The following is a 15,016-nucleotide window of genomic DNA, read 5'->3' on the forward strand; positions in this document are numbered from 1 at the left end:
CGAACGCTAGACGTCAAGGATGCCCTTGTCTCTGGTCAAAACCTTGATAACTGAAAAGCAGACCCAAGCTACAAACCTCAGCGAAAACGCTTACAGAAACATCCCACGTGCGTCGTCTCGGGCCGGACCAGAGATAAAAACGGGCCCTCCGTGAGTTTCGGGTGACATCTCTTCGCTGAGTGATGTTTACGCACCGCAAGGAGTTTCACGCCCAGCCAACATCCGTCATCAGTGCCAGATTAATCTGGGGTTCGAGCTCGAAATCGGGGCAATAAAAAACCCCGCAGCTTTCGCAACGGGGTTTTGGATATCACCATCAGCGCTTAGTGATGCTCACGCGTCGCACGGAATTTCACGTCCGGCCAGCGCTCTTCCATCAACGCCAGGTTGACCCGCGTCGGAGCCAGGTAGGTCAGGTGACCGCCGCCGTCGATGGCAAGGTTTTCCACAGCCTTGACGCTGAACTCTTCGAGCTTCTTCTTATCGTCGCAATCGATCCAGCGCGCGGAATACACAGTGATCGGCTCGTAAGAGCACTCGACCTTGTATTCCTCTTTCAAGCGGCTGGCGACCACATCGAACTGCAGCACACCGACGGCGCCGAGGATGATGTCGTTGCTGCGCGTCGGGAAGAACACCTGAGTGGCGCCCTCTTCTGCCAATTGCTGCAGGCCCTGACGCAGTTGCTTGGATTTCAGCGGATCACGCAGACGTACGCGACGGAACAGTTCCGGGGCGAAGTGCGGGATACCGGTGAAGCCCAGGACTTCGCCTTCGGTGAAGGTGTCGCCGATCTGGATGGTGCCGTGGTTGTGCAAACCGATGATGTCGCCGGCAAACGCTTCTTCCAGTTGCTCACGCTCGGAGGAGAAGAAGGTCAGCGCGTCGCCGATCCGCACGTCTTTGCCGGTGCGCACGTGGCGCATCTTCATGCCTTTTTCGTACTTGCCGGAGCAGATCCGCATGAAGGCGATACGGTCGCGGTGTTTCGGGTCCATGTTCGCCTGGATCTTGAACACGAAGCCGGCGAATTTTTCTTCGACTGGCTCAACAGTTCGCTCGTTGGCGACACGGGCCAGCGGTTTCGGCGCCCAGTTGACCACGGCGTCGAGCACGTGATCGACACCGAAGTTGCCCAATGCAGTCCCGAAGAACACCGGGGTCAGTTGGCCGTCGAGGAATTCCTGTTGATTGAATTCGTGACAGGCGCCCTGCACCAGTTCCAGCTGATCGACGAAGCGATCGTACTCGTCGCCCAAGTGCGCGCGAGCCTCATCGGAGTCGAGCTTTTCGATGATTTTCACATCGGTGCGCTCGTGGCCGTGCCCGGCGGTGTACACGATGATGTAGTCGTCGGCGAGGTGATAGACGCCCTTGAAGTCGCGGTAGCAACCGATCGGCCAGGTGATCGGCGCGGCCTTGATCTTCAGGACCGCTTCGATTTCGTCGAGCAGTTCGATCGGGTCGCGGATGTCACGGTCGAGTTTGTTGATGAAGCTGACGATCGGCGTGTCACGCAGACGGCAGACGTCCATCAGCGCGATGGTGCGTGGCTCTACACCCTTACCGCCATCGAGGACCATCAATGCCGAGTCAACCGCTGTCAGGGTGCGGTAGGTGTCTTCGGAGAAGTCTTCGTGGCCCGGGGTGTCGAGCAGGTTGATCATGTGGTCGCGATACGGGAACTGCATGACCGACGTGGTAATGGAAATACCCCGTTGTTTTTCCATTTCCATCCAGTCGGAGGTGGCATGGCGGTCGGATTTTCGAGATTTCACCGTGCCCGCAATCGCAATCGCCTTGCCCATCAGCAAGAGCTTCTCGGTGATGGTGGTTTTACCGGCATCGGGGTGGGAAATAATGGCGAAAGTGCGGCGTTTCGCGACTTCGGCGGCCTGTTTGGTCATGGGAAATCGCCTGGCAGGTGATTCAAAAAAGGGCGGCGAGTATAGCGCAAACCGACCTCTACGGACCACCGTTCGCCCTGTCGCCAATGGCGAGCGATGGGCCGGAAGGGAGATCATGGGTGGCTAATTGCTGCTAAATATGGAACCTTTTAAAAGGTGCAGACGTCCACTCCCCTGTTACGGCACTCGTACCAGGGGCTGAAAAATCAGCAAGTTGGCCTGACGAGGCTGCGCTTATGGCTCGATCTCATGCGGTTTTATCAGCATGAAGAGCTGCTTCTCGCGAACGTTGTTTTCCCGGCAGCCAGGAATGGCATTGCCACACGGGACTGCGTCCGCCGACTGAAAAAAAGGAGTCCGCCTGTGGCTATTCGCTATGGCAAGGGGCTGATAGGAGGTGCGGTTGTCGTCGCCCTCCTGGCCCTGCTGGTCCACTGGATTGGCATCAACACGATCGAACAGTACCGCGACGATTTGTTGTTTTACCTGCAAGCCCATTTGATTCTCGTCCTCGCGTCCATGCTGGCCGCCCTTGTTGTGGGCATACCCGCTGGCATCTTCCTCAGCCGCCCGACCATGGTGGGCCGCGCTGAACGCTTCATGCAGATCTTCAACATCGGCAACACCGTGCCGCCTCTCGCCGTACTGGCCATCGCCCTGGGCATTCTCGGCATCGGCAGCGGCCCTGCGATTTTCGCCCTGTTCCTCGCCTCGCTGTTGCCGATTGTGCGCAACACCTATGAAGGCTTGAAAAACGTTCAGGGTTCGCTCAAGGAAGCAGCCGTCGGTATCGGCATGACACCGACTCAGGTGCTATGGCGGGTCGAACTGCCGAACGCCGTGCCGATCATCATCGGTGGCGTGCGTGTGGCGCTGGCGATCAACGTCGGTACCGCACCGCTGGCGTTCCTGATTGGCGCCAACAGTCTGGGCAGCCTGATTTTCCCTGGCATCGCCCTGAATAATCAGCCGCAACTGCTGCTCGGCGCGGCCTGCACCGCCCTGCTGGCCTTGCTGCTCGACGGCCTGGTGACACTCGCCAGCCGCCTCTGGCTCGAACGCGGCTTGCGCCCGTCTTAAGCCTCGGCAAAGGAATCCACATGAAAAAAACAAGCTTAATACTAGGCTGCGTCCTGCTGTTCGCAGGGTTTGCCCAAGCCGCTGAAAAACCGGTGATCCGCATCGGCGCCCGGGTGTTCACCGAACAAACCCTGCTGGCAGAAATCACCTCCCAGTACCTGCGCACCAAGGGTTACGACACCCAGGTGACTGGCGGTCTGGGCAGCAACCTGGCCCGCAGCGCCCACGAAAGTGGTCAGCTGGATCTGATGTGGGAATACACCGGCGTGTCGCTGGTGGCTTACAACCATGTCACCGACAAGCTCGACAGCGCTCAGTCCTACGCCCGGGTGAAAGAACTCGACGCGAAAAAAGGCCTGGTCTGGCTCACCCCGTCGAAGTTCAGCAACACCTACGCCCTGGCCCTGCCGGAAAACACCGCGAAGGCTTACCCGCAGATCAACACCATCAGCGAGCTGAACACGGTGCTGCAGGCTGAGGCGAAGACCAATCACCTCGTCGCCCTCGACACCGAGTTCGCCAACCGTTCCGACGGTCTGGACGGCATGGTCGACCTCTACAGCATGAACCTGACCCGCAAAAACATCCGGCAGATGGACGCCGGGCTGGTCTACACCGCCCTGCGCAACGGTCAGGTGTTTGCCGGTCTGGTCTACACCACGGACGGTCGCTTGAACGCCTTCAAGCTGAAACTGCTGGAAGACGACAAGCATTACTTCCCGGACTACACCGCTGCGCCGGTGGTACGCCAGGTCTACCTCGACGCCCATCCGAAACTCGCCGAAGAGCTCAAGCCGCTGGCCGAACTGTTCGACGACGCCACCATGCGTCAGCTCAACGCGCGGGTCGATGTCGATCACGAAAGCCCTTCATCCGTTGCTGCAGATTTCCTGCGCCAACATCCGCTCAACTAAGGAGGAAAAGACATGGAATTTCTGAACGCCTTTTCCCATCTCGACTGGCCGTTGGTCCTGCAATTGACCGGGCAGCACATCACCCTCGTCGGCATCGCCGTGACCCTCGCGATTCTGGTCGGCGTGCCGCTCGGCATCCTGATGACGCGCTTCCCGACCCTCGCCGGCCCCTTGCAGGCCAGCGCCACGGTGCTGCTGACGGTTCCGTCGATTGCCCTGTTCGGCCTGTTGCTGCCGTTCTACTCCAAATTCGGTCAGGGCCTGGGCCCGATGCCGGCGATCACCGCAGTATTTTTGTACTCGCTGCTGCCGATCATGCGTAACACCTACCTCGCCCTGACCGGCGTCGACCCCGGCATTCGCGAAGCCGCCCGCGGCATCGGCATGACCTTCGGCCAGCGCCTGCGCATGGTCGAACTGCCGATTGCGGTGCCGGTGATCCTCGCCGGTGTGCGCACCGCCGTGGTCATGAACATCGGTGTGATGACCATCGCCGCGACCATCGGTGCCGGTGGCCTCGGTGTACTTATCCTCGCTTCAATCAGCCGCAGCGACATGTCGATGCTGATCGTCGGCGCCGTGCTGGTCAGTCTCCTGGCCATCTTCGCCGACCTGCTTCTGCAATGGCTGCAACGCACGCTGACTCCAAAAGGACTGCTCAAATGATCGAACTTCAAAACCTCAGCAAGACCTTCCAAAGCAACGGCAAAGATGTGAAAGCCGTGGACTCGGTAAGCCTGACCGTCAATGAAGGCGAGATCTGTGTGTTCCTCGGGCCATCGGGTTGCGGCAAAAGCACCACGCTGAAAATGATCAATCGCCTGATCAAGCCGACCTCGGGCAAGATCCTGATCAACGGCGAAGACACCACTGACCTCGACGCCGTGACCTTGCGTCGCAACATCGGTTATGTGATCCAGCAGATCGGTCTGTTCCCGAACATGACCATCGAGGAAAACATCACCATCGTTCCGCGCCTGCTGGGCTGGGACAAACAGAAATGCCACGACCGCGCCCGCGAGTTGATGAGCATGATCAAGCTCGAACCCAAGCAGTACCTGAATCGCTACCCGCGTGAATTGTCCGGTGGCCAGCAGCAGCGGATCGGCGTGATTCGTGCCTTGGCAGCGGATGCGCCGCTGTTGTTGATGGACGAACCGTTCGGCGCGGTCGACCCGATCAACCGCGAGATGATCCAGAACGAATTCTTCGAAATGCAGCGTGCGCTGAACAAGACCGTGATCATGGTCAGCCACGACATCGATGAAGCAATCAAGCTGGGCGACAAGATCGCAATCTTCCGCGCCGGCAAACTGCTGCAAATCGATCACCCGGATACGCTGCTGGCGCATCCTGCTGATGACTTTGTCAGTAACTTCGTCGGCCAGGACAGCACCCTGAAGCGCCTGTTGCTGGTGAAAGCCGAAGACGCGGCGGACAACGCGCCGTCGGTGAGCCCGGAAACGCCGGTGGCTGAAACCCTGGAGCTGATGGACGAACTTGACCGTCGTTACGTGGTAGTCACCGATAGTGGGAACAAGGCGCTGGGTTATGTACGACGTCGCGACCTGCACCGTCAGACCGGTACTTGCGCGCAGTACTTGCGCGAATTCAACGCCACCGCCGCGTTCGACGAACATTTGCGCATCCTGCTGTCGCGCATGTACGAGTTCAACCGCTCGTGGTTGCCGGTGATGGATGCCGAGCGGGTGTTCCTCGGGGAAGTGACTCAGGAATCGATTGCCGAGTACTTGAGCTCCGGTAAATCCCGTGGCGGCAAGACCAGCATTGTTTCGCCGGCCGAGGCGGCTGTCGCCTGATCTGACCCTGTGGCGAGGGGGCTTGCCCCCGTTGGGCCGCGAAGCGGCCCTGAAACCAGAGAACGTAATTGTTCTGATATACCGAGTACTTTGGTTCAACGACTGCTGCGCAGCCGAACGGGGGCAAGCCCCCTCGCCACAAAGGCAATGTAAATCCCTCCAAAATTCCTCATTCAGGGAACATCACACTGTCATGCAGGTCGGTTACATCAGTAGCTGTGCGGGACCGCACGACGGAAGCGTGCAAAAACGCGACATTTTTTGTTGATCTCAAGCCCCTCACGCCCTAAAGTTCGCGCCGAACGTCCATGCTGGAAACGATCCATCCGGCTCAAGTACTGACGACGAGACAGCAAGGCCAAGGGAAAGCACCGCTTCCCATGGCCTTTTTGCTTTCGGCGACATGCCTTGGGAAGTAGGCGAACCAAAGTGGGGATACGGAGGACGTTCATTTGCACCCATTGTTAATTTCAGTTTGCCAGTAGGAGTTCCCAGCATGTCGATCAACGTCGAAGACTATTTCGCGCGCGATACCTTCAACAAAATGAAGGCCTTCGCCGACAAACAAGAAACCCCGTTCGTGGTGATCGATACCGCGATGATCAGCCAGGCCTATGACGACCTGCGCGCCGGTTTCGAATTCGCCAAGGTCTACTACGCGGTCAAGGCCAACCCGGCCGTCGAAATCATCGACCTGCTCAAGGAGAAAGGCTCGAACTTCGACATCGCCTCGATCTACGAGCTCGATAAAGTGATGAACCAGGGCGTCGGCCCGGATCGCATCAGCTACGGCAACACCATCAAGAAATCCAAAGACATCCGCTACTTCTACGAGAAGGGCGTGCGTCTGTATGCCACCGACTCCGAAGCCGACCTGCGCAACATCGCCAAGGCTGCACCGGGTTCGAAAGTCTACGTGCGCATCCTCACCGAAGGCTCGACCACCGCTGACTGGCCTCTGTCGCGCAAATTCGGCTGCCAGACCGACATGGCCATGGACCTGCTGATCCTCGCTCGTGACCTGGGCCTGGTGCCTTACGGCATCTCGTTCCACGTCGGCTCGCAACAGCGCGACATCAGCGTCTGGGACGCCGCGATCGCCAAGGTCAAAGTGATCTTCGAGCGTTTGAAAGAAGAAGACGGCATCGTTCTCAAGCTGATCAACATGGGCGGTGGCTTCCCGGCCAACTACATCACCCGCACCAACAGCCTGGAAACCTACGCGGAAGAAATCATCCGTTTCCTCAAGGAAGACTTCGGTGACGACCTGCCGGAAATCATCCTGGAGCCGGGCCGTTCGTTGATCGCCAACGCCGGTATCCTGGTCAGCGAAGTGGTGCTGGTCGCGCGTAAATCCCGTACCGCGGTAGAGCGATGGGTGTACACGGATGTGGGCAAATTCTCCGGCCTGATCGAAACCATGGACGAAGCCATCAAGTTCCCGATCTGGACCGAAAAGAAAGGCGAGATGGAAGAAGTGGTCATCGCCGGCCCGACCTGCGACAGCGCCGACATCATGTACGAGAACTACAAGTACGGCTTGCCGCTGAACCTGGCGATTGGTGATCGTTTGTACTGGTTGTCGACGGGTGCGTACACCACCAGTTATAGCGCAGTTGAATTCAATGGCTTCCCGCCGCTGAAGTCGTTTTACGTGTAAGCGCCTGACGAAAAAAAAGAATGCCCATGCTTCAACAGCATGGGCATTTTTTATGGGTTGAGTTTACCGGAAATCAGTATTAAATCTTCAGACATGTCTCTGACTTCAGAGAGACCTACTTCGGCAATACTGAATAACCCGTGACAGCGATCCACTGAGGAGCGAGGATGATTCGCTTGTAACTGACGTCGTGCGTGCTCAATCAACTGTACAAGTCGATAGCAAAAGTCGTTCAGATTGTCCACAGCGCCGGCAGTATTCCTTCTCATGCTCCGCAAGTTACTCAGATGAGTCCGAGCATATTCCACACGCTGCTCATGGGAGTAACTTCCCCCAGGATTGTATTGCATACCTGGCAAGCCGATTCGCCCCAAAGTGTAGTACGCTTCTATTTTGGAAACAGGCCCATCACAACTACACAAATCAATACTCAAGGATTCAATAAATCGGACAAAAATGCTGTGCAATGTTCCGCCGACTGTATTCACAGCCTGTTTGAATTGGGCTATTCCAGCCGCACATTGAGAAAGCCGTCGGTCCAACTCTCGCAGCAAACTAATCACATCGACTGCCGGAACGTTACTCCACGAAAGAGACTTGAAAATACTGAAGCGTGCGGGATCAATACCGCTAACCAACGCCCGTCCATTTATCAGTTTGGTCGTGTCTCGAAACTCGTCGATAAATCCCTGTGCATCCGCCAAAGCCTTGGCACACGACTGACCCAAAGAAGGAACGGCCACCTTTAAAGATTGCCATGCCAAATCGTTAGTCCTAGCCGCTTGCGCAAGCATGACGGCATTTGGCGGTGTAATCATACGGTGCCCTTGCCGCTGGAATGACTCGGAAAAACGCTGAATCTCCGTCAGTGTTACCGGCAGACTGCTTAAGAAATTGATATAGCTCTTCAATGCTATGAAGTTTTTCTCGTCTAACAAATAACCGTGCATTTGCAAGCACCTTAGTAATTTCAATGATACCGACGGAGTTGTCCACCGGCATCATTAATTCACACAAATAGAATCTAGATCTGTTCGGGTAAAAATTATTTGAGGGGAATAGATAACGGCTTGAGAAACTCAATAAACTTATCGGCTTCTGCAAAAAACGTATCAACTGGCACTACTGTAGACCCATGCCCAATGCTAGAACCAAACAGTGCAAAAGCATCGACAGCCGGCTCGTAGTGAGTCCTGTAAACGACGCAGTGCCCATCGATGTTATGGATCGCACCAATAAGCTTGATTTTACCCTCACACTGTGTGACCAGTTTTACTTGCTCTGCAATGGAAGCCCGCAAGACATCGATTTTCTCGCGTAACAACTTACTTTGCGCCAGCAGAAACAAAAAGGAAACATCCTTCACAATACCCTCAATTGTTTTCTTCAGTTGATCGATTGCCATCATGACGAGCTCAATTTCTGGCATGGTCATGTTGATAGACTTAAGTTTATCGATTGTCAAATTAACATCATTGCCAATAAGCTCAATGCCTTTACTTTCGATCAGCTTGACAGCTTTATCTACGCCGTTTTGAATCTCCTGCAACTCGCTCATCTGCAACATGAAGTCAGATTCCCGAGCCTTGGCATATTCGATATCTGCTTCGAGCTTTATGCCAAACCCAGTTGTTTGCGTCTTGTCAAAGAAAACATTGATATTATTTAGAGAACGCTGAATATCATACTGTGCGCTTTTTACCTGATCTGCAGTATCTGTCAGTAGTTTCATACGGTTAGCATTGATAGATTCAATGGCATCTTCATTCCCGCGAGCGGTTTCCCTCGCAAGCATTTTATCGAGCAAGACCATTTCATCAAAAGTGTCGTTGAGCCGGCGCAAGGCTGAATCAGAAGAACCTTGCAACTCCCGAGAAGCATTGAACACGTCGTCCACTCGCCGAGCGAATTGGTCAACGAGATCAGGGAGATAGTCAAATTGCTCGGACAACGTAACCGCAAGAGCGCTGCCCGCTCGCATCAGCTTTCTGGCGGATGACATCGCGCCAAGATCCAACGACGGATAGATTGAAAAAACCATGCTCCGCGTTGCCATACGCGAGCTTACGGCTTCGCCTTGATACTCCCTGTCTGCTTCCGAAAAGACTCGGGCCAATTCACCGGCACGCTCTTCAATTTTTACCCACGATGCAACGACTAGCTGAAACTTAACCATGAATTCATACAACTTCAGCGCATCAGTGATGGCTCCTACATTAGAAGCAGATTTTTTGACATAGTCAGCAATTACATTCCAGTTGTAACGTAAGTTATTCGTCGCCACCTCAGCATCGAGAGCTGCCACTTTGCAGTTCTGCAAATCATGCTCGACTCGCTTCAACGATCCAAGGGTTACGTTTTTGCTATTCAGGGTCTGAATATCCTGCTCCTGAAGTTTATTCAGTCGATTTCTTTCCGCTCGGATATTTTCGGCCTCTACGCCCAGATAGATTGCCATCCCGAGACCAAAAATATTCATCGCCGCAGCAGACCCGAGCGACTTCTCCACTAACGCCTTGTACTCGAGATTCATTCGCTCGATATCGGCTGCACGGTCAGTGATTCGCTTGTTAAGCGCATCAATCTCCCCAGGGTATTTATTGTTATTTATAAACTCTAGACGACGGCCGATTGCCGGGATCACTTTGTTTTCGAGAGTATTGCCGAAGGTATCAAGTTTCGTTTTTATCTCGCTGGTTCTCTCCAGATATTGACCAATATCATCAGTAATGGTGTGAAGTACAGACTGAAGATTAAGCACAGTATCAGGGTCCAACTTAATACCAGGAAACACCCCTTCCCATTCATATTCGACTTGCTTTAGATCTTCATACGTCTTGATCTTATACTTCTTTATCAGATCGGTGGCTTCGTCGCTGTCATAGAAGCGCTCCATCTGACGACCCCAGATACGCATCACAGCACCAAACATTTCAAGATCGGTAGAAGTCATCATAATTTTCTCACGTAGATCGCTCCATGTTTCTGCGTGATCACGAATCATCTGAAAAGTGCTTAAAAAATCATTAGGCCTTAGACCTGTACCACCATCTTCTCCAACCCCATAGCGTAGGTAATCAGTAACAGTGGGGAGCGTAGTTGGAAAACTAAACGCGATTGATACGTATTTTTTTATACTGATGATTTCGTTTTTTGTCAGCACAAGACCGGTACTGCGCACTACGCTATCCGAGCCTGCAACCGAAGACACTAGCAACAGCCTCGGAACTTCAGCCGCAAATTCTGCCAACTGTTCATAACTCGCACCCACCAGTGCCTCTTCCCACAACTTTCCATTATTCATAATTCATTCCATTGAGTAGTATTTCGCACCCAGCTTCATTGCCGAGACGGGATCATTAATGCCTAACTTAGCCAGGCAGAACCTAGACTAGATGCACCGCTGCCAAACTGTCAAAAAAAATACAAATCCGTGTATTAAAAAACAATAACAACATGCCCTTACAACACTTCATAAAAATGCAAGAAGCCTTGTCGCTTTCGCTTCAAGAGCAATCGATCAACAATAAAAGATCAAAACTACCGGTCATTACTCAGACCCGCTACTTCATGCTGTTAGTTTTTCAGCTTGCTGTAAATAAGCATCCCCAAGGGAGGACATTCCTGCTTCATACAAGATTTTCGCCGCCGTGTGCAGGAAGTTGCAGTGCCCCGAATACATGGCTTCATGCAACCAAGCCAATCCGCTATCCAACTGCCCTCGTTCTGTCAGGCAAGTGCCGTAACTGAACTGCCCACGAAAATCACCGCCCAGCGCCGAACGTCGATACCAATCAAACGCCGCCACAGGATCAGCAGGACAATAATGGCCTTGCTCCAGATATCGTCCCAGCAGGTTCATCGATTTCGCATGGCCCAATTCAGCTGCTTGCCGATACAGACTCAGCGCTTGCAACTGATCCTCGATAACCCCCCGCCCGGTCGCCAGCAGATTGGCGTAGTTGTACATCGCCCAATCCAGCCCTGCTTCGGCAGCCTGGCGATAATGCCCCGCAGCAATCGAAGCATCGGCCACGCAACCCCAACCATGCTCATGACAACGCCCGAGCATGTTGCGCGCCATCAAGTGCCCGCCCTGGGCGGCGATCTCGAACCAGCGCAAGGCCAGCGGCTGATCCTGCTCGATGCCCTGCCCATCCAGAAGAATCTGCCCGAGCAAGGCCTGGGCATCGAGTACACCTTCGCGGGCGGCGATCAGAATCGCCTGTGCCGCGCGCGCCGGGCTTTCCTCGAGCATGGCTTTAAGACGGTCACCGTCGAGGACTTCCTCGCGGCGCAGTTGATAACTCATACCTCGACCCAGCGACGCAACAGGTTGTGATACGTGCCGGTGAGGCGAATCAGCGAAGGGTGGTCGGGCATGTCTTGGGTCAGTTGCTGGATCGCCCCATCCATCTCGAACAGCAAGGCACGCTGGCTGTCTTCGCGGATCAGGCTTTGGGTCCAGAAGAACGAAGCGTAGCGAGTGCCGCGTGTCACGGCGTTGACTTTGTGCAGGCTGGTGCCGGGGTACAGAACCATGTCGCCGGCCGGCAACTTCACCCGTTGGGTGCCGTAGGTGTCCTGGATTTCCAGTTCGCCGCCGTCGTAGTCGTCCGGTTCGCTGAAGAACAGGGTGGCCGACAAATCGGTGCGCACCCGCTCGATGCTGCCCTTGGGCTGGCGCACGGCATTGTCGATGTGAAAGTCGAAACTGCCGCCCGCCGTGTAACAGTTCAGCAACGGAGGAAAGACCTTGTGCGGTAACGCGGCGGACATGAACAGCGGATTTTTCCACAGCCGTTCCAGCATCGCCGCGCCGATTTCCTTGGCCAGCGGATGACCTTCCGGCAATTGCAGATTGTGCTTGGCCTTGGCCGACTGGTAGCCGGCGGTGATTTTGCCGTCGGCCCAATCTGCCTGTTCCAGAGCCTCGCGAATGCGCTGCACTTCTTCTTTCGCGAACACGCCGGGAATGTGCAGCAGCATGGGATGACACCTGAAGGCAAAGGGGTGCCAATGGTATTGATTCTTATTGCCCGTGTAAAACACCGTGACGAACGAGACAGCAAAAACCGTAAGGGTAAATTGTAAAGAATGTAAATTTGTCGCGAATAGTAACGTTTCGCAATTGATACAAATAACTGTTTACCCTATATTCCGCGGCCTCAAATCCTTGGGGAGGGGAATTCTCATGTCACGCCAACAATCACAATTACCGGTCAGTTCACCGCGTTTGCTCGCGTCTGCAATTGGCGTGGCGATCACTGCCGGCTCTGCGGGCCATATGGCTTTCGCGGCTGAAAAGACTGACGAAAAAGCACCGGGCAACGTGATTTCCCTGGGCGCTACCGCTATCAACGGTGAAGCCCAGGACGAGACCTCCTACAAGACCGATACCTCGGCCAACAAGAAATACACCGCGCCGCTGCGTGAAACGCCGAAAACCGTCACAGTGATTCCGCAGCAAGTGATTCGCGACACGGGCGCCACCAGTCTGGTCGATGCGCTGCGTACCACACCGGGTATCACGTTCGGTGCCGGTGAAGGCGGCAACCCGGCCGGCGATCGCCCGATCATTCGCGGCTTCAACGCAGAAAGCGATGTGTTCATCGACGGCATGCGCGACCCGGCCTCCCAGAGCCGCGAGATCTTCAACGTTGAATCGATCGAAGTCAGCAAAGGTCCGGGATCAGCCTTCACCGGCGCCGGTTCCACCGGTGGCAGCCTGAACCTGGTGAGCAAGACCGCCAAGCTCGGTAATGCCTACAACGGCGGCTTCACCTGGGGCTCGGACCAGACCAAGCGCACCACCCTCGACCTGAACCAGCAGTTGACCGACACCTCGGCCTTTCGTCTGAACCTGATGAAACACGAAGCCAACGTCGCCGGCCGTGATGCCGTGGACGTCAGCCGTTGGGGCGTGGCACCGTCCTTCGCGTTCGGCCTGGGTACCGACACCCGCCTGACCGTCGGTTACTACCACGTCGAAACCGACGACATGCCCGACTACGGCCTGCCGTTGACCTTGAGCCCCAACCGCAGCAAGTACAACGTCGATAAACCTGTGCATGTCGATCGCGACAACTTCTACGGCCTCACCGGGCGCGACTATCGCCAGACCAGCAATGACAGCGGCACCATCGAGATCGAACACGATCTGAACGATAACCTGACCGTGTCGAACAGCTTCCGCATGTCCCGTTCCACGCTCGATTACATCGTCACCAACCCGGACGACAGCAAGGGCAACGCGGCACTGGGCAGCGTGTATCGCGGCGCGAAAAGTCGTAACTCGACGTCCAGCGGCTGGATCAACCAGACCGACCTGAGTGCAAAATTCAACACCGGCGCCATCGAGCACAGTCTGGTGACCGGCCTTGAGTTTTCCTATCAGGACACCCACAACCGCCCGTACATCCTGACCTCGACCGCCAGCGGCACCCGCTGCAACCGTGCCCTGTTCAACTCCGGCGACTGCACCAGCCTGCAGAACCCGACGCCAGGGGATCACTGGAACGGCTCGATCACCGACAGCGCCGCGTTCACCGACACCGACACCAAAACCGCTGCGGCCTACGTGTTCGACACGCTGAAGTTCAACGAACAATGGTCCCTGAACCTGGGCCTGCGTTACGACAACTATCAGGTCAAATCCAGCGGCCACGCCAACGCCAGCAGCACCGTGCCAGCGAACGATTTCTCCCGTGAGAACACCAGCGACCTGGTCAACTACCAGATCGGCGTGGTCTACAACCCGTTGCCTAACGGCAGCATCTACGCGGCCTACTCCACCTCCAGCAACCCGTCCGGTGAAACCAGCGGCAACGGTGGCCTGGAACTGGCGGCGAACAACAGTGATCTGGACCCGGAAAAGAACCGCAACTACGAGATCGGTACCAAGTGGGACTTCTTTGGTGACGACCTGTCGCTGACCGCCGCACTGTTCCGCACCGAGAAAACCAATGCGCGGATGAACGATCCGGATGGCGCCACCACGCAAGTGCTGGACGGCGAGCAGCGGGTAAATGGCGTGGAGCTGAGCTACAGCGGCAAACTGACCCGTAACTGGAGAGTCTTCGGCGGCTACACCTACATGGAAAGCGAAGTGGTCAAAACCACCCTCGCCGCCGATGAAGGCAACCACATGCCAAGCACCCCACGGAACAACTTCACGTTCTGGTCGACCTACGACCTGGTGCCGGACAAGTTGACCGTCGGCGCTGGCGCCACGTTCGTCGACTCGCAGTTCGGCAACATCGCCAACTCGGTGGAGATCCCGTCCTACTGGCGCTACGACGCAATGGCCAGCTATGCGCTGACCAAGAACGTCGACCTGCAACTCAACGTGCAGAACCTGACCGACAAACGTTACTTCGACCAAGTGTTCCAGACGCACTACGCCCACGTGGCGGCGGGTCGCACTGCCCTGCTGAGCGCCAACTTCCACTTCTGATCCTGTGGGAGCGAGCCTGCTCGCGATGACGCCGGCACATTCAACATTGATGTTGGCTGACGCACCGCCATCGCGAGCAAGCTGTGCTCCTACATGCGTGCGGATGGAAGCTGAAATCAGGGAAGGCCCCGTTCATCCAGGTGAACGGGGCTTTTGTGCGCAAGAAAGAATCTTTCTCG

General features: G+C 55.6%; 11 protein-coding genes. 6 read left to right on the forward strand and 5 right to left on the reverse strand.

Annotated features, from left to right (window positions below; translation table 11 throughout):
* Positions 1-323: 323 nt before the first annotated feature.
* Positions 324-1,907: a peptide chain release factor 3 gene (locus tag ACQ4OB_RS14350; protein WP_074873726.1), complete on the reverse strand. Its 1,584-nt coding sequence runs from the start codon at positions 1,905-1,907 to the stop codon at positions 324-326.
* Between the two features lie 363 nt (positions 1,908-2,270).
* Here ACQ4OB_RS14350 and ACQ4OB_RS14355 point away from each other — a divergent pair, with 363 nt between their 5' ends.
* From ACQ4OB_RS14355 to ACQ4OB_RS14375, 5 genes are all read left to right on the forward strand, one after another.
* Positions 2,271-2,987: an ABC transporter permease gene (locus ACQ4OB_RS14355; protein WP_074873724.1), complete on the forward strand. Its 717-nt coding sequence runs from the start codon at positions 2,271-2,273 to the stop codon at positions 2,985-2,987.
* Positions 2,988-3,007: 20 nt separating this feature from the next.
* On the forward strand, positions 3,008-3,901 hold the full coding sequence (locus ACQ4OB_RS14360) for a glycine betaine ABC transporter substrate-binding protein (RefSeq protein WP_102616283.1): 894 nt from the start codon (positions 3,008-3,010) through the stop codon (positions 3,899-3,901).
* A 12-nt stretch (positions 3,902-3,913) separates the two neighbouring features.
* On the forward strand, positions 3,914-4,567 hold the full coding sequence (locus ACQ4OB_RS14365) for an ABC transporter permease (RefSeq protein ID WP_008148960.1): 654 nt from the start codon (positions 3,914-3,916) through the stop codon (positions 4,565-4,567).
* Positions 4,564-5,721: a betaine/proline/choline family ABC transporter ATP-binding protein gene (locus ACQ4OB_RS14370; RefSeq protein ID WP_430955909.1), complete on the forward strand. Its 1,158-nt coding sequence runs from the start codon at positions 4,564-4,566 to the stop codon at positions 5,719-5,721. The genes ACQ4OB_RS14365 and ACQ4OB_RS14370 overlap by 4 nt, the downstream gene beginning before the upstream one ends.
* A 496-nt stretch (positions 5,722-6,217) precedes the next feature.
* Positions 6,218-7,381, forward strand: a complete 1,164-nt coding sequence (locus tag ACQ4OB_RS14375) for a type III PLP-dependent enzyme (RefSeq protein ID WP_076028674.1) — start codon at positions 6,218-6,220, stop codon at positions 7,379-7,381.
* Between the two features lie 50 nt (positions 7,382-7,431).
* Here the strand turns inward: ACQ4OB_RS14375 and ACQ4OB_RS14380 are convergent, their stop codons facing one another.
* From ACQ4OB_RS14380 to ACQ4OB_RS14395, 4 genes are all read right to left on the reverse strand, one after another.
* Positions 7,432-8,331 (reverse strand): hypothetical protein, encoded by a 900-nt coding sequence (locus tag ACQ4OB_RS14380; RefSeq protein ID WP_430955910.1) that lies wholly within the window; start codon positions 8,329-8,331, stop codon positions 7,432-7,434.
* Positions 8,332-8,426: 95 nt separating this feature from the next.
* Positions 8,427-10,685 (reverse strand): alpha-xenorhabdolysin family binary toxin subunit A, encoded by a 2,259-nt coding sequence (locus tag ACQ4OB_RS14385; RefSeq protein WP_430955911.1) that lies wholly within the window; start codon positions 10,683-10,685, stop codon positions 8,427-8,429.
* Positions 10,686-10,949: 264 nt separating this feature from the next.
* On the reverse strand, positions 10,950-11,693 hold the full coding sequence (locus tag ACQ4OB_RS14390) for a tetratricopeptide repeat protein (protein ID WP_102616280.1): 744 nt from the start codon (positions 11,691-11,693) through the stop codon (positions 10,950-10,952).
* A complete protein-coding gene (locus ACQ4OB_RS14395) occupies positions 11,690-12,370 on the reverse strand; it encodes a Fe2+-dependent dioxygenase (RefSeq protein WP_074873711.1) in 681 nt (226 codons plus the stop codon). The genes ACQ4OB_RS14390 and ACQ4OB_RS14395 overlap by 4 nt, the downstream gene beginning before the upstream one ends.
* 205 nt (positions 12,371-12,575) lie before the next feature.
* Between ACQ4OB_RS14395 and ACQ4OB_RS14400 the strand changes: the two genes are divergently transcribed.
* A complete protein-coding gene (locus tag ACQ4OB_RS14400; RefSeq protein ID WP_430955912.1) occupies positions 12,576-14,837 on the forward strand; it encodes a TonB-dependent receptor in 2,262 nt (753 codons plus the stop codon).
* The last annotated feature ends 179 nt before the right edge of the window (positions 14,838-15,016 follow it).

It is taken from the genome of Pseudomonas sp. ES4, assembly GCF_050586665.1.
Lineage (GTDB): Bacteria > Pseudomonadota > Gammaproteobacteria > Pseudomonadales > Pseudomonadaceae > Aquipseudomonas > Aquipseudomonas frederiksbergensis.

Bases quoted from the DNA above. Each gene is read 5' to 3' on its own strand.
- ACQ4OB_RS14350 (WP_074873726.1), bottom strand. From the start codon at position 1,907: ATGACCAAACAGGCCGCCGAAGTCGCGAAACGCCGCACTTTCGCCATT.
- ACQ4OB_RS14360 (WP_102616283.1), top strand. From the start codon at position 3,008: ATGAAAAAAACAAGCTTAATACTAGGCTGCGTCCTGCTGTTCGCAGGG.
- ACQ4OB_RS14365 (WP_008148960.1), top strand. From the start codon at position 3,914: ATGGAATTTCTGAACGCCTTTTCCCATCTCGACTGGCCGTTGGTCCTG.
- ACQ4OB_RS14370 (WP_430955909.1), top strand. From the start codon at position 4,564: ATGATCGAACTTCAAAACCTCAGCAAGACCTTCCAAAGCAACGGCAAA.
- ACQ4OB_RS14375 (WP_076028674.1), top strand. From the start codon at position 6,218: ATGTCGATCAACGTCGAAGACTATTTCGCGCGCGATACCTTCAACAAA.
- ACQ4OB_RS14380 (WP_430955910.1), bottom strand. From the start codon at position 8,331: ATGCACGGTTATTTGTTAGACGAGAAAAACTTCATAGCATTGAAGAGC.
- ACQ4OB_RS14385 (WP_430955911.1), bottom strand. From the start codon at position 10,685: ATGAATAATGGAAAGTTGTGGGAAGAGGCACTGGTGGGTGCGAGTTAT.
- ACQ4OB_RS14390 (WP_102616280.1), bottom strand. From the start codon at position 11,693: ATGAGTTATCAACTGCGCCGCGAGGAAGTCCTCGACGGTGACCGTCTT.
- ACQ4OB_RS14395 (WP_074873711.1), bottom strand. From the start codon at position 12,370: ATGCTGCTGCACATTCCCGGCGTGTTCGCGAAAGAAGAAGTGCAGCGC.
- ACQ4OB_RS14400 (WP_430955912.1), top strand. From the start codon at position 12,576: ATGTCACGCCAACAATCACAATTACCGGTCAGTTCACCGCGTTTGCTC.